Here is a 19,131-nt window from a genome sequence, read left to right on the forward strand (position 1 = left end):
ATGCAGGTAACAAAAAAGACCTTGCGGATCTGATTTCTCAGACCTACAAGGTCAATTTTTACGTTTGGACAATTATTAGGGTGATTGACAAAATTACCTCAAATGAGGATATCTTGCTTTACCCGTTTACAACATGCTATTAAGCGTTCTTTTCAGCGATAGCTGCCTGTGCTGCTGCAAGACGAGCGATCGGTACACGGAACGGTGAGCAGGATACATAGTTCAGACCAATCTTATGGCAGAACTCTACGGAAGACGGATCTCCACCGTGCTCTCCACAGATACCTACATGGAGGTTCGGGTTAACCGGTCTGCCAAGTTCGATAGCCATCTTCATGAGCTTGCCAACGCCAACCTGATCAAGTTTAGCAAATGGGTCGTTTTCGAAGATCTTAGCATCGTAGTAAGCGTTCAGGAATTTACCTGCATCGTCACGGGAGAAGCCGTATGTCATCTGTGTAAGGTCGTTTGTACCGAAGCAGAAGAAGTCAGCTTCTTTAGCGATATCGTCGGCAGTAAGCGCTGCTCTCGGGATCTCGATCATAGTACCAACTTCATACTGAAGGTCGGAACCAGCTGCTTTGATCTCTGCGTCTGCAGTTTCTACTACGAATTTCTTAACATATTTAAGCTCTTTGATATCGCCAACAAGCGGGATCATGATTTCCGGTTTGATTGCCCAATCCGGATGAGCATTTTTAACTTTGATTGCTGCACGGATAACTGCTGTTGTCTGCATCTTGGCAATTTCCGGATAAGTAACTGCAAGACGGCATCCACGATGACCCATCATTGGGTTGAACTCATGGAGAGAATCAATGATAGTTTTGATTTCTTCTACGGTTTTGCCCTGAGCATCTGCAAGTTTCTTGATGTCAGCTTCTTCAGTAGGAACGAATTCATGAAGCGGCGGATCCAGGAAACGGATAGTAACCGGGTTGCCTTCCAGTGCTTCGAACAGTCCTTCGAAATCTTCCTGCTGATATGGAAGAACTTTTGCAAGAGCTGTTTCTCTTTCTTCTACTGTTGTGGAGCAGATCATTTCACGGAATGCATCGATACGTCCCTCACCGAAGAACATATGCTCTGTACGGCAAAGGCCGATACCTTCTGCACCAAGCTCAACTGCTTTCTTAGCGTCAGCCGGTGTATCTGCGTTTGTACGAACTTTCATAGTTCTGTATTTGTCAGCCCAAGCCATGATACGGCCGAACTCACCAGCGATTGTAGCGTCTACAGTCGGGATGATTCCGTCGTAGATGTTACCTGTTGTACCATCGATGGAAATGAAGTCTCCTTCATGGAACTCTTTGCCAGCCAGTGTGAATTTCTTGTTTTCTTCATCCATAGCGATATCGCCGCATCCGGATACACAGCACTCACCCATACCACGGGCAACTACTGCTGCGTGAGAAGTCATACCACCACGAACTGTCAGGATACCCTGAGCAGATTTCATACCTGTGATATCTTCCGGAGATGTCTCAAGACGTACAAGAACGACTTTTTCTCCTCTTTCTGCCCATTCAACAGCGTCATCTGCTGTGAATACGATCTTACCGCATGCAGCTCCCGGAGAAGCACCAAGGCCTTTACCCATTGGTGTAGCAGCTTTAAGAGCAGCAGCATCAAACTGCGGATGAAGCAGAGTATCAAGGTTACGTGGGTCGATCATTGCAACTGCTTCTTCTTCTGTTCTCATTCCCTCATCAACGAGGTCACAAGCGATCTTCAGAGCAGCCTGTGCAGTTCTCTTACCATTACGTGTCTGCAGCATGTAAAGTTTACCGTGCTCTACAGTGAACTCCATATCCTGCATATCTCTGTAGTGATCTTCCAGAGTTTTGCAAACCTGTTTGAACTGTACGAATGCTTCCGGGAATTTCTGTTCCATTTCGGTGATGTGCATAGGTGTACGAACACCGGCAACAACGTCTTCACCCTGAGCGTTTGTCAGGAATTCACCGAACAGACCGTTAGCTCCTGTAGCAGGGTCACGTGTGAAGGCAACACCTGTACCACAGTCATCACCCATGTTACCGAATGCCATCATCTGTACGTTAACAGCGGTTCCCCAGGAATAAGGGATATCGTTGTCACGACGATAAACGTTTGCACGCGGGTTGTCCCATGAACGGAATACGGCTTTGATAGCACCCATTAACTGTTCCTTAGGATCAGTTGGGAATTCAGCACCGATTTTTTCTTTATATTCAGCTTTGAACTGCTCTGCAAGTTCTTTAAGGTCTTCAGCTGTAAGTTCAACGTCCTGCTTAACGCCTCTCTTAGTTTTCATTTCGTCGATCAGCTCTTCGAAATATTTCTTACCAACTTCCATAACTACGTCAGAGTACATCTGGATGAATCTTCTGTAGCAGTCCCAAGCCCAACGTGGGTTGTTGGATTTCTCAGCAAGAGTATTAACTACTTCTTCATTTAAACCAAGGTTCAGGATTGTATCCATCATACCAGGCATGGAAGCTCTGGCACCAGAACGAACGGAAACGAGCAGAGGATTTTCTTTGTCACCGAATTTTTTGCCGGTAACTCCTTCCATTTTAGTGATTGCTTCCATGATCTGAGCCATGATCTCATCATTGATCTGTCTTCCGTCTTCATAATACTGTGTGCAGGCTTCAGTTGTGATTGTAAAGCCCTGCGGTACAGGAAGACCAAGGTTTGTCATTTCAGCAAGGTTGGCACCTTTACCACCCAGAAGGTTTCTCATATTAGCGTTACCTTCTGTAAACATGTAAACCCATTTTGCCATTTTACATTTTCCTCCTAATTATTGTTCTTTTCACATAAAAACTATGTTTTATACGCACATAGTTATTGTATAGACTTTAGTACAAATAGTCAAGGTTAAACTGTCAAAAAATGGGGAAAGTTTTTAGCATGATGCAAAAACTTTCCCCCACCTGCACGCTGTGTTATGAGCGTCTCTTTTTGAGATTAAGTACAAGATGTCTCGGAAGACCATTTACCATGATCGGCTGATAATCTCCCTGGATCAGCGGACTGATATAATCCACAAAGTCTTTTGTAACATAAGAGGCATCTTTGTTCATCCAGTTACGCGGTACGACTTTTTCTTCGTTTGCAATGCGATGTACATCATAAATACCGGTCTTTGCCATATACGGGTCGTCAGATACACGGTCAATAACAATCATCTTACCGGTATCTCCTTCGTCTGCAGCTTTGACCGCAGCACCGCCGACCATAAATGCTTCATCAATGTCTACACGAGATGCCATATGAGAAGCGCTTCTCTGTAAAGTAGAGAGTTCTACTGCCCTCGTCTTGCATCCGCATTCTGCTGCAAGGAAGTTTGCAAGATAAGTTGCGGTTCCGGCAAGCTGTTTATGACCGAAGGCATCTACATAATCACCGGAGCTGCCGAGTTCGCATACATAACGGCCGTCAGCAAGGCGGATTCCTTCTGATACAGCTATCACAACAGAAGATTTTTTCTTAAGGAGATCTTTGACTTTGACAAGGAACTTATCAATATCAAACGGAACTTCCGGAAGATAAATAAGATCCGGTCCGTCACAATCTTCTGTGCGGGCAAGCGCTGTTGCTCCGGTAAGCCATCCTGCATTGCGTCCCATAATCTCCATGATCGTGATCATGCTCTTCTTGTAGGTAAGCCCCTGTGCGTCGCGGATGACTTCTTTGGTAGACGCGCCGATATATTTTGCTGCGCTTCCAAATCCAGGGGTATGGTCAGTCAGTGCAAGATCATTATCAATAGTCTTCGGAACACCGAGGAATTTCTGTGTCTGTCCGGTCAGGATAGCATAATCAGAGAGTTTTTTGATTGTATCCATAGAATCGTTACCGCCGATGTAGATAAATGCATAAATCTCCAGATGGTTCAGAATATCGAAGATTTTTTCGTAAATAGATTTATCTTCGTGAATTTCCGGGAGTTTGAAACGGCAGGAACCGAGGAATGCAGATGGTGTACGTTTCAGTAATTCAATGTCAAGTTCAGAGTGAATCTGGGTAGAAAGATCGATGTATTGTTCGTCCAGAAGTCCCTGAATACCATGAAGCATACCGTATACTTTGTCAAAGCCACGTTCGATGGCGTTTTTGTATACGCCTGCAAGGCTGGAGTTGATTACGGATGTCGGACCACCGGATTGTCCTACGATAATATTACGTTTTTTTGCCATACTGTTCTCTCCTTTGCGTCACATATAATGTATAAGTTTAACAAGTATTGCGAATATAGTCAAGTTTTTTTGTGCAGTATGTATTATTCGTAAAATAAAGATAAGTGTATATAGGGGGAAAATGCTTACACAGGGGTACGGACGCAGCATATATTCTTGTGATTATGCTCATGTGAGAGACTTCTAATATACTAACCAGCCAGAAGATATACTAAAAACGCCCGGCAAAACAGCATAACTCGCTTACGCTCAGACAATGCTGTTTTTTCGGGCAACGTATATTTCTGGCTGTTAAGTATATTCACGAAGTATCTCAGGCTCGCAGAATCACAAGAAAATAGCTGCTGGCCGTGATGTGGGGAAGCAAAATCTCCTGTATACGCTTACCTTAACCGCAATCATAACACTACTCTCCTGCACAAACAGTTTCTTGACGGGGAGAAATCGGCGGCGGGCGGAGCCGCCGCGGTTCAGATTCCCGCGCCTTCCCGGCTCATCAATCTTCGCAGAGAAGCTTTACACACGCTAAGTGAAAACTGATAAAACGCAAAACACCCGCATGAATGATATCTGAATGCAAACACTCTGCAGGGAATCAACCAGTTCTTAGGTATGAATGCATCGTGTTGGATACAAAAAACATACTGTTTGAGCGAAGCGAGTTTATGATTTTTGTATCCGTTTTTAACGATGTAGTTCATGCCTTAGAACTGACGATTCCCGAAGCTTGTTTGTATTTCAGATATCATTCCATGCGGGTGAGTATACTTTTCTCTTATTCTTACTTAGAATGTAAACTTGTCAGCGAAGTATGCATCCAGTTCATCAATTTTAATACGTACCTGCTCCATGGTATCGCGGTCACGTACAGTAACTGCTCCGTCATTTTCAGACTCAAAGTCATAAGTAATACAGAACGGTGTACCAATCTCATCCTGTCTTCTGTATCGTTTACCGATATTTCCACGGTCATCGTATTCGCAGTTGTATTTCTTACTGAGCTGCTGATAGATCTTCTCCGCACCTTCATTCAGCTTCTTTGAAAGCGGAAGGACACCAATCTTGACAGGTGCAAGTACTGGATGGAAATGAAGTACAGTACGTACATCATTCTTCTCAGCGTCAAGTACTTCCTCATCGTATGCACTGCAGAGGAATGCAAGTACCATACGGTCAGCACCGAGTGACGGCTCGATAACATACGGAATGTATTTCTGTTTCTTTTCATCATCGAAGTATGTCAGATCCTGTCCGGATACATTCTGATGCTGTGTCAGGTCATAATCTGTTCTGTCAGCAATACCCCACAGTTCGCCCCATCCAAACGGGAAGAGAAATTCTACGTCTGTAGTTGCCTTGCTGTAGAAACTCAGCTCTTCTTTGTCATGGTCACGGTAACGAACTTCGTCTTCTTTAAGGCCAAGGGAGCTCAGCCAGTCAAGGCAGAACTTCTTCCAGTATGCAAACCACTCAAGGTCTGTATCCGGTTCACAGAAGAATTCAAGTTCCATCTGCTCGAACTCACGTGTACGGAATGTAAAGTTACCCGGTGTGATCTCGTTACGGAAAGATTTACCGATCTGGCCGATACCGAACGGGATTTTTTTACGGGATGTTCTCTGTACGTTCTTAAAGTTGACAAAGATACCCTGTGCTGTTTCAGGTCTTAAATAAACTGTGTTTTTGGCATCTTCTGTTACACCCTGGAATGTCTTGAACATCAGGTTGAACTGACGGATGTCTGTGAAATTGTGCTTGCCGCAGGATGGACACGCTACTTCGTGTTCTTTGATGAAGTCCATCATTTTTTCCTGAGACCATGCATCTACACTGCCTTCAATCTCGATGTCATGATCTGCACAGAAATCTTCGATCAGTTTGTCCGCGCGGAAACGCTCGTGGCATTCTTTACAGTCCATCAGAGGATCGGAAAATCCGCCAAGATGACCGGAAGCAACCCAAGTCTGTGGGTTCATCAGGATCGCACAGTCAACGCCGACATTGTACGGAGATTCCTGAATAAATTTCTGCCACCATGCACGTTTTACATTATTTTTTAATTCTACACCGAGGTTACCGTAATCCCAGGTATTTGCCAGACCACCGTAAATTTCAGAGCCCGGATAGACGAATCCTCTGGCTTTTGCCAGAGCAACGATTTTCTCCATTGTTTTTTCCATGATAGTTCTCCTCTTTGTTTTATTCGTTGCGTTTTCTCAACATTATACCGCATTTAAAATATATTTCAACTTTTTTATTGGATTTACTTACTTCATGACTTCAAGAATCTGAAGACTTTTGAATTTTCTGTCTGTATTTCGTGCTGTATACAGATGGATGATCTGTTCGAGTTCCAGAAGCACTTCCGGTTCTACACGGAAAGAATAAAGCCGCCCCATCGGCGCTGTAGCTATGTAACGCATGGCATATAAGGCGGATGGCGAGATACGTCTTGCATCTCTTTTTCCCAGAGCACAGGATATGCAGAGAATTCCATGCATCTCCTGCGAAAAGAAGCAGTCTTCGCCGTCCGAAATCTCTTTTTCGCAGCCGGTGCACTGAAAAAGCTGTGGGCAAAGTCCCTGCTCGACCATCGTACGCAGCTCATAGATACAGCGTATCAGCCGGTTATCCAGCTGCTGGTTCATCAGTGCTTTTACTGTCACATAGAGAAGATTCATCATCTCTTTTTCGTCGGTTCCTTCTCTTCCGAAATAATCTGCCAGCTCCAGAAAATAATATCCATAATAGACTCCCGGCTGCATTGTCGCCAGTTCTACAAAATGATGGGTAACTGATACCTGATTCAGATTGTAGCTTGTCCGCCCCTCATATAATGTAAAATTACCAAATACAAAAGGATCCGCAGCCGCCATGAACGGACTGTTCAGACGTCTGGCTCCTTTTGCAAAGGCGGAAATCTTGCCGCGCTCTCTGGTCAAAAGCACAATACGTTTATCATATTCTCCTACTGGCATTGCCGAGATCACGACACCCTGCACGGTAATAAGATCACTCATCTTTCAGATTTCCTTTTTCAGATTACTCTTTTATATCTCTTTCTTGTCATAACCGAAGTTTTTGATCATAAAGTCGCTGTCCCGCCAGTCTTTTTTAACTTTTACCCAGAGTTTCAGATTGACTTTTGCATCCAGCATACGCTCCAGCTCATAACGTGCATTGCTGCCAATTTTTTTCAGCATGGCACCCTGTTTGCCAATGATAATACCTTTATGAGAATCACGTTCACAGATGATGGTCGCGTCAATATCAACCAGACGGTTTTTGCCCGGACGTTCTTTCATTCGGTCAATGGCAACGGCGATTCCGTGAGGAATCTCAGCATCAAGTGCATGCAGTGCTTTTTCACGGATAATTTCCGCGGCGATCTGTCTCTGCGGCTGGTCTGTCACAGTGTCCTCATCATAAAACATCGGACCGTACGGCAGATATTTCAGAATACTCGGAATGATATCTTCGGTATTCTGGTTACGAAGTGCAGAGCACGGAATGATCTCATCAAAATCATAAAGTTTGCGATAAGTATCAATTGCCTTCAGAATCTCATCCTTGTCTACGGTATCTACTTTGTTGATTACCAGAATGACCGGAATATGAAGTCCCTGTAACTGCTCTGCAATATGACGTTCTCCTGCCCCTATAAAAGTTGTCGGCTCTACCAGCCACAGGATAACATCAACGTCTTTTAAGGTACGTTCGGCAACCTGTACCATATATTCACCGAGTTTGTTTTTGGCCTTGTGAATACCCGGTGTATCCAGAAAGACGATCTGACCGTCATCGCAGGTATAAACTGTCTGGATACGGTTACGGGTTGTTTGTGGTTTCTTCGAAGTAATTGCGATCTTCTGTCCGATCAGATGATTCATCAGTGTGGATTTTCCGACATTCGGGCGCCCGATGATCGCGGTAAAACCTGATTTAAAATTTTCTTTCATTTAACAGCTCCTGTAAATTCTCTTTTGTTCAGCCATTGATCAGTGGAAGGACGTTGTCAAACAGCTCTTTTTCTTTATTGACAGCCGGTTCACTTCCCACAACACAGATTGCATTATTTAAAAGCACAGCTTCGATCAGTGGAGCAAGCGCCTGCATGGATGTGGAATCTGCATTCAGAATCTCATCTCTTTCTTTCTGTGCCATTTCTTCTGTAACACCGCAGAACCATGCATTTTTGGAAATTGCTCCCTGCATCTTCGGAGTACGCGGAACATCTTTGCCGCTGATGGTTCCGATGATATATTTGGTCATTTCTCTTTCATCTGCATTAAAGTTACGTACATATTCCGGAATGCCTTTAAATACATCCAGTGTACGTTTCAGGTGCGGATCACGATAGGATACGAAGAAACTTTCTCCACTGCGTTTAAAGCCGCTCATGCATCCATATGCACCGCCTTTGACACGGATATTTGTCCAGAGATAATCATAGCTCAATGCAACTTTTAAAATATTCAGAGCACCGGAGTATGCAAAACCTTTTTTACGGAAGTTTCCTGTCTGGGCAACATACTGTACCTGACCGGAAGTTGTAAATGCTTCGTTTTTCTTTTCGCATGTAATGCTCTGTTCGCTGATTTCCACAGCTTCCTGATGAAGTGTCTGACGAAGGGCTTTTACCTGCTTCCGGACATCACTGAGAGATTCTTTCTCTCCGGTATAACTGATGCACAGATATTCCGGACGAAGAAGCTCTCTCATAAGTTCTGTAAGTTCAGCAACCAGAGTTTCTTTTCGTTCTTCAAATTCCCGATCCAGTGTTTCAATAAACTGATAATACGCAATTCCTGCCATCGCATCCTGAAATGCCGCCATCGGAGAAGTATAGGATGCAGCACGAAGAACTGCGGTCGAATGTCCGGCACTTACCAGAGACGACTGGGCTCTTGATTTTACCTGTGAAATAATCTCATGAAGTCTTCTGGTATCTTCAAGGCTGGAAGTATTGAGAATTTCACGGATCATTTTAAAGAGTACATCTGTCTTTGGATACATGGTCTTTCCGCGTACAGAGAAAAATGCCCGAAACTCATCAATCGATTCTGCATGATCAAAAACTTCTACTCCGCACATGATACCACCAGTCTCTGCATTGATCTCATTTGTGAGTTCGCCGTAAGTATAATGCGCAGTATCGACATACCCCAGAACGGACTTGAGAAGTCCGAGATACGGAACTTTCTCTGCCGGAAGATCCTTCACATCAAACATCAGATCAAGATAGCCGATACCGTTAGTAGGTACTTCATGATAAAGGAACAGACTTCCGTCAATATCCAACGCTTCATTTGTAAATGGAGTGATCTCTTTGCGGATGTCTTCTCTTTTCAGCATAGGAATGCATTTTGCAGTTTCCGGATCTTCCGGAGTTTCCTGATATCGTTCAAGCTCGACAGTCTTCTGAACCATCTCTGCCTTTTCTTCATCATTAAGTGATGCAAGATGTGCAGCAAGTTTCTCTTCGAGGGCTTTTGCCCTGCGGGCAGTCAGACCTCTTGACGGGTTCAGTGTCAGGATCGAGCCGTGTGTATTATCAAGCAGATATTTCTGAATCAGTCCTTCAAAATATCGCTGATTTTTTAATTCTTTCAGTTTGTCAAACACAGGAATCAGCTGCACCTGTGCAAATGGATGCTCATCATCATAGAGCCAGTTGTCCAGAATATCCAGTCCGTAGATCAGTCCCTTCGGGTAGGAAGAGAAATCTGCTTCTCTGTAACGAAATTCCATGCAGTTGATGCCAGCCTCAAGTGCCTTCGGATCAATACCGTTCTGAACAATTTCTGTCAGAACACGGCGAATAATGGAAACGAACTCTTCTTTGCGTGACGGATCTGCACCTTTTGCAATGACATCGAAGTATGTCTGACGAATACCGTCTTCATAAGAACCATACACATCAGATCCGATCTCTGCATCCAGAAGCGCTTTCTTAAGAGGTGCGCCAGGTGCTCCAAGCAGTGCATAATCCAGCACATCAAATGCAGTACATTCGAGACTGTTCATTGCATTTCCTGTGACAACACTGTATGCAAGATAAGAATTGTTTGCTTCACTCTCGCTCTCGGCAACAGGGTATTCCATGACAAGATCATGCATTTTATCAAATGGTTTCTGCTCCTGAATTTCGGAATCAACATGTAAACTGTCAAATGCAGAAAGATATTTTTTGTCAATGAAATCAAGTTTTTCTGTCATATCCATATTTCCATACAGATAAATAAAACTGTTGGACGGATGATAATAAGTTCTGTGAAAATCAAGGAACTCTTCGTAGGAAAGATCCGGGATATTTTCCGGGTCTCCGCCTGATTCACAGCCATACGTAATATCAGGGAAAAGAGAATTCATGATATCTCTTTCCAGAACATCATCCGGTGAAGAAAATGCACCCTTCATTTCGTTATATACCACACCATTGTAAGTCAGCGGACCTTCCGTGTTTTCAAGATGATAATTCCATCCTTCCTGACGGAAAATTTCTTCTTTTTTGTAAATATTCGGATAAAATACCGCATCCAGATAGACATGCATCAGGTTCTGGAAGTCCTGATCATTGCAGCTTGCTACAGGATAACAGGTCTTGTCCGGATAAGTCATTGCATTTAAGAACGTATTCAGTGAGCCTTTTACAAGCTCTACGAAAGGATCTTTCAGCGGAAAGTCCTTCGATCCACACAAAACACTGTGTTCGAGAATGTGAGCCACACCGGTGCTGTTTTTGGGCGGGGTGCGGAATGCAATGTTGAAGACTTTGTTTTCATCATCGTTTTCGATTGCCATAACTCTGGCACCTGTTTTGATATGTCGAAACAGATAACCGGTTGAACGGATATCGTTCAGCTTTTCTTTTTTAACTAATTTATATGCCGTTAAACTGTCTAAATTCATTATTGCCTCCGATTTACATAATACCTATAGTATTTCTTGACAGAACGTATTTATTCCGGGAATCCGCTCTCTTCCGGATATTCCTGCCCATAAACTTCATGAGCGGCTTTTGTGACAAGTGCCAGCTCTTCTTCCAGATTAAGATCCTTTGGAAGACGGATGGCTGTCTCATAAATATCTCTCTTCATTTTGGCTTCGGAACTTTCTTTTTTGATAGTGATAAGCCCACAAAGAATACTGTTGTAGTTTTTGTCCTGCGCACAGAGAGTCATGTAAAATTTCACGAGATGCTTGCACTCTCTGTAAAGAAGCTCTTCGTGAAGCGGACTTTTGGCACGAATTTCACGAAATTTGACATCATCGAGTTCTTTCAGGATTTCCTTCTGTGCTTTTCCCGGACCAAATATTTTGTGACCGGCATTGCGGTTAAACTCAAGAGCCATCCAGAATTTCAGATAACCGTCAGCAATGCCGCCATCATTTGTGGTATTTTTGTACCGTGCCTCATAGATTTCACGGCGGATTTCATTTGCTTCCTGATCCTCTCCGGATGCAATGGCCTGATCCAGAAGTTGTTTACGTTTTTTCGGTTCGGTCTCTCTATAATACTGTGCGATAATTGGTGTATCCATATGTCCTTCTCCTTTGATGGTATATTCTTTTGATCAGATTTCAGATATAAAAAAACCCTTTTTCTCCTCAATATGCCTATTATAGCAAATTGAAGTAAAAAAGGGTAGTCCTGTTTTTAGAGGATCAGCATGGCATCCCCAAAGGAGAAAAAGCGGTAACGTTCTTTTACTGCTTCTTCGTAAGCTGCCATGATATATTCTTTTCCTGCAAGTGCAGAAACCAACATAAGCAGTGTAGATTCCGGAAGATGGAAATTTGTGATCAGTCCATCGATCATTTTAAACTTGTAACCCGGATAAATAAAAATTTCTGTCCATCCACTTCCAGCATGGAGAATACCATTTTCATCAGTTGCGGATTCCAGTGTACGGCAGCTTGTCGTTCCTACGGAAATTACTCTTCCGCCGTTCTTTTTGGTATCGTTGATCAGTTTTGCCTGGTCTTCTTCTACCATATAAAATTCAGAATGCATATGATGACTTTCTACATTGTCAACTTTTACCGGACGAAAAGTACCAAGACCGACATGCAAAGTTACATGCGCAATCTTTACTCCTTTTTCTTCGACCTGCTTCATCAATTCTTTCGTGAAATGAAGACCGGCTGTCGGAGCTGCCGCAGAACCGTCATTCTTTGCATAAACAGTCTGGTAACGGTTTTTGTCTTTTAATTTATGTGTGATATATGGAGGAAGCGGCATTTCACCGAGCTGGTCGAGAATTTCTTCAAAAATCCCATCATAATGAAACTGGATCAGACGGTTTCCCTCATCGACAATATCGATGATCTCTCCTGTCAGGATTCCGTCACCAAATGTAATCTTTGCTCCCGGGCGTGCTTTCTTTCCTGGTTTTACAAGACATTCCCAGATATCATTTTCTTTGCGTTTCAGAAGAAGAATCTCAATAAGTGCTCCTGTTTCTTCTTTATGTCCGTACAATCTGGCCGGAATGACTCTTGTATCATTAATTACCAGACAATCTCCTTCCTTAAGATAGTCGAGAATGTCCGTAAAATGTCTATGTTCAAAAGATCCGTCTTCCATTGAAAGATGAAGAAGTCTGGAAGAACTTCTGTCCTCCAGCGGATCTTGTGCAATCAGTTCTTTCGGCAGATCATAATAAAAATCTGATGTTTTCATAAACTGCTCCTTTATTCCTTTGAAGCCTCATTTTCTGCGGCTTTCCACTCTTTTTTCCATTGACGTACCTGACTCCATTCTTTGTTTGTCAGGTCTGCTTTTTTAAGAAGATCCGGTCGTCTCTTTGCTGTTCGCATGACCGACTGCTCACGTCTCCATGCCTCGATATTGGCGTGATGTCCGGAAAGAAGCACCGGAGGAACCTTCTGCCCATGCCATTCTTCCGGACGGCTGTACTGCGGGTATTCGAGAAGATTACCGGCAAAAGACTCTGTCTCACCGGATTCCTGATTGCTCAGAACCCCGGGCACCATTCGGGAAATGGAATCCATCATAACCATTGCCGGAAGCTCGCCTCCGGTCAGTACATAATCACCGATCGATACATAGTCAGTGACGATTTCATCCAGTACACGCTCATCAATACCCTCATAATGGCCGCAAAGAAATACCAAATCTCTTTCTTTGGCAAGCTCTTTCGCCATCTCCTGATGAAAGACTTTTCCCTGAGGGGTCAGATAAACGACTCTTGGACGATAACCGATTTTTTCTTTGATAGCTTCATATGAAAGATAGACCGGCTCTGCCTGCATCAGCATTCCGGCCCCGCCTCCATATGGATAATCATCTACTTTCTGGTGCTTGTTAAAAGCATAATCACGGATATTTACAGCATTTATAGAAAGATAACCGCCTGCAATCGCACGCCCGATGATACTCGTATGCATCCCCTGCTCGATCATCTCCGGAAAAAGTGTTAAAATGTGAAAATTCATTTATAAAAGCCCCTTCATCAAATGTACTGTCATGGTATTTTTCTCAAGATCTACATCAAGAATACATTCTTTGATCGCCGGAAGAAGAACTTCTCCATGCTCATTTGAGTCAATGATATAAACATCATTTGCTCCTGTCTCCATGACATCGCGAAGCGTTCCGAATTCTGTTCCGTCTTCGAGGACAACGTTCAATCCCTGAAGATCCGCAATATAGTATTCATCCTCGCCCAGCTCCTGTGCTTCTTCTCGCGGTATCCAGAGATCTTTTCCTTTGTATTTTTCGATGTCATTAATATTGTCAATGCCATCGAATTTTAAAATGACAAGGTTCTTAAAAAACCGGACATTTTTGATGTCCAGTCTGCGAAGTTCCCTGCCGGTGTCCAGAAGTACATATTCCAGCTCAAGAAAACGTTCCGCGTCATCTGTTGTAGGAAAAACTTTGACTTCGCCGCGAACTCCGTGAGTTGTGGTGATCACGCCGACTTTTAATAAATCTTCCATAAAAAACTCCCTTTAAAAAAGGAGCTATGTCTCCACAGCTCCGATCCTTTTTATTGCAGAATGTCTACAATTACTTTTTTGCTGCTCTTTGAAGAAGCCGCTTTTACTACAGTACGGATTGCCTTGGCAATACGTCCCTGTCTTCCGATGACCTTTCCCATGTCGGAAGGTCCTACTTTCAGTTCGATGATAACTGCATCATCTTTTTCGTTTTCGGTGACAACCACCTCATCCGGATGTTCTACAAGAGACTTTGCAATTACTTCAACCAATTCTTTCATTACATACCTCCCTGTACTGTCTATGAAAGGACTTCACAGAAATACCTTCTAACATAATAGCTTCGGAAGTATTTCTTATTTCTCGATTCCTGCTTCTTTGAAGATCTTAGCAACAACGTCTGTAGGCTGAGCACCTGCAGCAAGCCATTTTTTAGCTTCTTCTTCGTTTACTTTGTAAGCACTTGGCTCGATGTTCGGATCATATGTTCCGATTTCAGCGATGCATTTTCCGTCACGTTTGCTGCGGGAATCTGCAACTACGATTCTATAAAAAGGTGCTTTCTTCTGTCCCATTCTTCTTAATCTGATTTTTACTGCCATTTTTGTTTTCCTCCATTATAATATCTTTGTTTGTATTTACATTTATTAAAAAGGAAGCTTGAAGCCGCCTCTTTTACCCATTTTACCGCCCATCATACCGGGCATCTGCTTCATAAGCTTTCGACTCTGTTCGAACTGCTTGACCAGACGGTTTACTTCTGTAATATCCACGCCTGCACCTCTGGCAATTCTGTTTTTGCGGGAAGGATTCAGGATTCCCGGATTACTTCTTTCTTTAGGTGTCATGGAAAGAATGATCGCTTTCGTTCTGTCGAGTGCTTTTTCATCAATCATGCCTTCCAGATCTTTCATCTTACTGCCTACACCCGGAAGCATATTTAAAACACTGCCGATACCTCCCATTTTATTCATCTGTTCCATACTGGTGAGGTAATCGTTGAAGTCAAACTCCATCTTTTTAAGCTTTTTCTGCATCTCAGCTGCCTGATCCTGATCAAGAGCTGCCTCAGCCTTCTCAATAAGGCTCATTACATCTCCCATGCCGAGGATTCGGGATGCCATTCGTTCCGGATAGAACTGTTCGAGATCGGAAAGCTTCTCTCCCATACCGACATAAAGAATCGGTTTTCCTGTAACTGCTTTAATGGAAAGTGCCGCACCACCACGGGTATCACCATCCATCTTGGTAAGGATGACTCCGTCAATGCCAACCTTTTCAGCAAAAGTCTTTGCAACATTTACTGCATCCTGACCTGTCATTGCATCCACTGTCAGAAGTGTACAGTCTACATTGACATTTGCCTTGATATCTGCAAGTTCCTGCATCATGTTTTCATCCACATGAAGACGTCCTGCGGTATCAATAAGTACTACATTCTGCTGATTTGCTTTTGCGTGCTCGATGGCTGCTTTCGCAATATCAACCGGGTTTTGTTTATCACCCATGGAAAAGACTTCTACTCCCTGCTTCTCTCCATTGACCTGAAGCTGTGTGATCGCAGCCGGACGATAAACGTCACAGGCAACCAGAAGCGGTCTTTTGCCTTTGGATTTTAATTTACCTGCAAGTTTGGCAACGGTCGTTGTCTTACCGGCGCCCTGCAGACCAGCCATCATAATAACAGTGATTTCGTTTCCCTGCTTCAGCGGAAGCTCGGTTGTCTCACTTCCCATCAGACTTACAAGTTCTTCGTTTACAATCTTGATTACCATCTGACCGGGATTCAGACCGTTCATAACGTCCTGTCCTACCGCACGTTCCTGAACCGCCTTCGTAAACTGCTTAACAACCTTGAAGTTAACATCCGCTTCCAGAAGAGCCATCTTTACTTCTTTTAAAGCAACTTTAACATCCTCTTCTGTAAGACGTCCCTTACCGCGGAGCTTTTTGAAAACATTTTGTAATTTATCTGTCAAGCTTTCAAATGCCATACTTTATAACTCCTCTAATATCTCACTGGAGATTTCTGAAATATCACTGGCACCGTACCCTGAGGCAAGCTTTTGAATTTTCTGTACCTGCCTGCGGATATTTACAAATTTCTCAACCAGATGAAGTCTTGCTTCATAATCTTCCAGCGTATGATTACATCGTTTGATCATATCATGTACGCCCTGCCGACTGATTCCGAGATCTTCAGCCACTTCGCTTAAGGAGTAATCTTCCAGAACTACGCTTTCATATACCTGCTGCTGCCGTTCTGTAAGCAGTTCTCCATAAAAATCGTATAACAATGTCTGTTCAACAAACTTTTCCATTTGTAACCACCTTGGCTATCATACATGATTTATATTGGTGTGTCAAGTATTTTTTCTTGACATCGAAGTTTTTTATTTTTTATAAAGTGTCTGCCGGATTTTCCGCTTCAAACTCAAATACACAGCGGTCATATGCATTGATCACATGTGTATCCATATATTTGTCATATCGTTTGTGCTGTCTTCCGTAAGACATATGCACATGTCCATGAAGGAAGTATTTCGGATGATACTTTTCGATCAGGCTACGAAAGATTTTAAAGCCCTGATGAGGAAGATCTCTGGCATCATTCAGCTGATAAGCCGGCGCATGCGTGACAAGAATATCAAATCCCCTTCTCCAGAGTATCTTCGGAAGAAGTTTGAAGACTCTGTGCCGCATCTGCCGCTCCGTATACTGATATTGCCCGGGCTTATATCTCATGGAACCGCCGAGTCCCATGATGCGGACACCCTCATGAACATAAATTTTATCGTCAATGCAGATGCATCCGTCCGGTGGGATCCGTTCATATTTGTCATCATGATTTCCATGTACATACAGAACGGGAGCCGAAGTAAACGTTGCAAGAAAGGAAAGATACCTCGGATCCAGATCCCCGCAGGAAATGATCAGGTCAATTCCCTCAAGCTTGCTCTTTTCGAAATAATCCCACAGATATTTTGATTCTTCATCTGCTATGGCAAGTATTTTCATAAAACTGCTTATCCCTTCTGTTTCTCCACACCGGATTGTTCCGTAACCGGTTTTGCCTGCTCAGTCAGTTCCCATGATGCCGGAATCGCACCGACAACATTATCTGCCAGCCAGTTCATGGTAATGATCTCTTCCGGTGAAAGAATTTTGTTCGGATCTGACTGTATCATACCATCCTGTGAATACAGAATCCCCGAAAACGGATGATATTCTCCAGTCGCAATCGCATGTTTTAACATAGAAAGCAGTTTCTGTGTACCAATCGGAAGTTTCTGTGAATAGATCACATCAATTACTTCTGCAGAAAGTCCCCACCAGTAATTGATTGCTTTCGTCTCATCTTTGTTGTCATCATATTTCCATGTACCATCCATGATCGTGCGGATCAGCTGCTCATAAAATTTGCCCCAGTGCCAGAGCGGCATTGCCAGATTGTGCGGTCCCTCTTCTGTCAGATGATACAACCCGAAATAGCGGGATGCATCTTCCGGAATAACCATATCTTTACCAGAAACAACGGTAACACCCTTTTTCTGAACATTTTCCATGGCAAGCCTGATATCTACATCTTTTAATGTAGACCATTCCAGATAAACCCTTGCACGGGGATTTATCATCTTTGCCCCCAGTGCGAATGCATTGATATTCGCAATGGTACCGAAAATCGGATAATCTGCAATGTATGCAAGCTGTCCGTTTTCGGACATTGCTCCGGCAACAGCTCCCATAAGAAACTTGGCTTCATACATACGTGCATAATAAGTACGGATATAACGGTGTGATGTATTCAGCGAACAGTTCAGGATTTTTACATTTGGATGGTCGATAGCCGCCTGCACACTTGCTTTTACAAACTCCGGTGTAGTTGTAAAAATAATGTTGCAGTCCTTTCGGATGGCTTCGTAAATTGCTTTTTCTGCAAGATCCTGTGTAAGATTTTCATAGCATTCTGTTGTGACTTCTTCCGGGAAAGTCTGTTCCAGATGCAGTCTTCCAAGTTCATGCGCGTAGGTCCACGCAGAAGTAGCCGGTGTCTTTGCATACAAAAATGCAATCTTCAGCTTCGGCGTACTTGCCGGAAGCAACCGATCCAGCAGAGATTTCTTTTCGATTCTGGACGGATCCATCTTGAGATCAATTTCCTGATTGTGTTCCAGAAGTTTGAATTCTTCCCAGGTTTTTGCAACCAGTTCTTTCATTTCATTGGTAGTTTTCTGATCAATCACTTCATAATTATAAATTGTCAGGAATGCAAGAAATGCATCTCCGGTCGTGATAGACAGTTTCTTTCCGCCAAGTGCTTCATATTCTATTGAAAAACGCGAATAAACAGAGCTGAACAGCAATCGGTCATCATCTGTCCAGACATCTTTTGGCCCCTTGCCGAATGCAGCCTGAAGTCTGACAAAACTTCCAGGTTTCGTAAACCAGATATAATTGATCTGGGTAACTGCATAGAAATCCACAAACTCATAGTAAAGTTTATTTTCTTTCTGGTCTGTCCGCGGAGGAAGGATTCTGGTCACATATCCAGGCACAGATACCGCATCAAAATATTTCAGGACGCTGACACGTTTGTTGCCTTCCTGTACATAAAATTTATTCATGTATTCGTAAGCTTTGATCGGTTCACGGATTCCTTTATCAATATGACTCTGGCTTAAGGTTGCCCATTTGTATGCAAATTCTGTGTTTTCTCTTAAGATCGGCATAAAATTGCCGGCAAAAGCATTGCTCCTGCCATCACTTTTTGTTCCGACTATCTGATCGATTGGTATCTGTACAAGTCCGAGTGGAACTTCAGAATAAGATCCCTTCGGAGGCAGGATATCATCAAGAACCTGAAGTGTCGGTAATTCCCCCCGCATCATTCTTGCCTGATAATCCTTTTTGCCGAGTTTATAAGCTTTCTGATAATCTTCCATTGTAAATGATGCCATACTCATTCACCTCTGTC

At 43.3% G+C, this 19,131-nt stretch carries 16 protein-coding genes; all 16 read right to left on the reverse strand.

What is annotated here, in order from left to right:
- Positions 1 to 139: 139 nt before the first annotated feature.
- The 16 genes from ppdK to H8Z79_RS05455 all read right to left on the reverse strand — a co-directional run bounded on the left by ppdK (position 140) and on the right by H8Z79_RS05455 (position 19,114).
- Positions 140 to 2,770 carry a pyruvate, phosphate dikinase gene (gene ppdK / locus H8Z79_RS05380; RefSeq protein ID WP_015542600.1) on the reverse strand — a complete coding sequence of 877 codons (2,631 nt, stop codon included), beginning with the start codon at positions 2,768 to 2,770 and terminating at the stop codon, positions 140 to 142.
- A gap of 163 nt (positions 2,771 to 2,933) precedes the next feature.
- Positions 2,934 to 4,187 (reverse strand): 6-phosphofructokinase, encoded by a 1,254-nt coding sequence (locus H8Z79_RS05385; RefSeq protein WP_118039684.1) that lies wholly within the window; start codon positions 4,185 to 4,187, stop codon positions 2,934 to 2,936.
- 785 nt (positions 4,188 to 4,972) lie between these two features.
- Entirely contained in the window at positions 4,973 to 6,367 is a 1,395-nt protein-coding gene (locus tag H8Z79_RS05390) for a glycine--tRNA ligase (RefSeq protein ID WP_118039683.1), read from the reverse strand.
- A gap of 87 nt (positions 6,368 to 6,454) precedes the next feature.
- Positions 6,455 to 7,207, reverse strand: coding sequence for a DNA repair protein RecO (gene recO / locus H8Z79_RS05395; protein WP_118039682.1), 753 nt, complete (start codon positions 7,205 to 7,207; stop codon positions 6,455 to 6,457).
- 30 nt (positions 7,208 to 7,237) lie between these two features.
- Entirely contained in the window at positions 7,238 to 8,146 is a 909-nt protein-coding gene (era, locus tag H8Z79_RS05400; RefSeq protein WP_015542596.1) for a GTPase Era, read from the reverse strand.
- A gap of 28 nt (positions 8,147 to 8,174) precedes the next feature.
- Positions 8,175 to 11,099, reverse strand: coding sequence for an insulinase family protein (locus tag H8Z79_RS05405; protein ID WP_118039681.1), 2,925 nt, complete (start codon positions 11,097 to 11,099; stop codon positions 8,175 to 8,177).
- Positions 11,100 to 11,149: 50 nt separating this feature from the next.
- A complete protein-coding gene (locus H8Z79_RS05410) occupies positions 11,150 to 11,731 on the reverse strand; it encodes a DUF6553 family protein (protein ID WP_072521236.1) in 582 nt (193 codons plus the stop codon).
- A 116-nt stretch (positions 11,732 to 11,847) separates the two neighbouring features.
- Complete coding sequence (queA, locus tag H8Z79_RS05415; protein WP_118039680.1) at positions 11,848 to 12,873, reverse strand: tRNA preQ1(34) S-adenosylmethionine ribosyltransferase-isomerase QueA; 1,026 nt, start codon at positions 12,871 to 12,873, stop codon at positions 11,848 to 11,850.
- 11 nt (positions 12,874 to 12,884) lie between these two features.
- On the reverse strand, positions 12,885 to 13,649 hold the full coding sequence (trmD, locus tag H8Z79_RS05420) for a tRNA (guanosine(37)-N1)-methyltransferase TrmD (RefSeq protein ID WP_015542592.1): 765 nt from the start codon (positions 13,647 to 13,649) through the stop codon (positions 12,885 to 12,887).
- Positions 13,650 to 14,156, reverse strand: coding sequence for a ribosome maturation factor RimM (gene rimM / locus H8Z79_RS05425; protein ID WP_015542591.1), 507 nt, complete (start codon positions 14,154 to 14,156; stop codon positions 13,650 to 13,652).
- 50 nt (positions 14,157 to 14,206) lie between these two features.
- Complete coding sequence (locus tag H8Z79_RS05430) at positions 14,207 to 14,437, reverse strand: KH domain-containing protein (protein WP_015542590.1); 231 nt, start codon at positions 14,435 to 14,437, stop codon at positions 14,207 to 14,209.
- Positions 14,438 to 14,512: 75 nt separating this feature from the next.
- Positions 14,513 to 14,758, reverse strand: a complete 246-nt coding sequence (gene rpsP, locus H8Z79_RS05435; RefSeq protein ID WP_015542589.1) for a 30S ribosomal protein S16 — start codon at positions 14,756 to 14,758, stop codon at positions 14,513 to 14,515.
- Between the two features lie 45 nt (positions 14,759 to 14,803).
- Positions 14,804 to 16,150, reverse strand: coding sequence for a signal recognition particle protein (gene ffh / locus H8Z79_RS05440; RefSeq protein ID WP_015542588.1), 1,347 nt, complete (start codon positions 16,148 to 16,150; stop codon positions 14,804 to 14,806).
- Positions 16,151 to 16,153: 3 nt separating this feature from the next.
- Positions 16,154 to 16,477: a YlxM family DNA-binding protein gene (gene ylxM, locus H8Z79_RS05445; protein WP_015542587.1), complete on the reverse strand. Its 324-nt coding sequence runs from the start codon at positions 16,475 to 16,477 to the stop codon at positions 16,154 to 16,156.
- A gap of 79 nt (positions 16,478 to 16,556) precedes the next feature.
- On the reverse strand, positions 16,557 to 17,174 hold the full coding sequence (locus H8Z79_RS05450; RefSeq protein WP_015542586.1) for a metallophosphoesterase family protein: 618 nt from the start codon (positions 17,172 to 17,174) through the stop codon (positions 16,557 to 16,559).
- 8 nt (positions 17,175 to 17,182) lie between these two features.
- Positions 17,183 to 19,114, reverse strand: coding sequence for a BMP family ABC transporter substrate-binding protein (locus H8Z79_RS05455; protein WP_118039679.1), 1,932 nt, complete (start codon positions 19,112 to 19,114; stop codon positions 17,183 to 17,185).
- Positions 19,115 to 19,131: the final 17 nt, after the last annotated feature.

Origin of the sequence: Blautia intestinalis (assembly GCF_014297355.1) — a bacterium.
In the GTDB taxonomy this organism is placed as follows: Bacteria; Bacillota; Clostridia; order Lachnospirales; family Lachnospiraceae; genus Blautia_A; species Blautia_A intestinalis.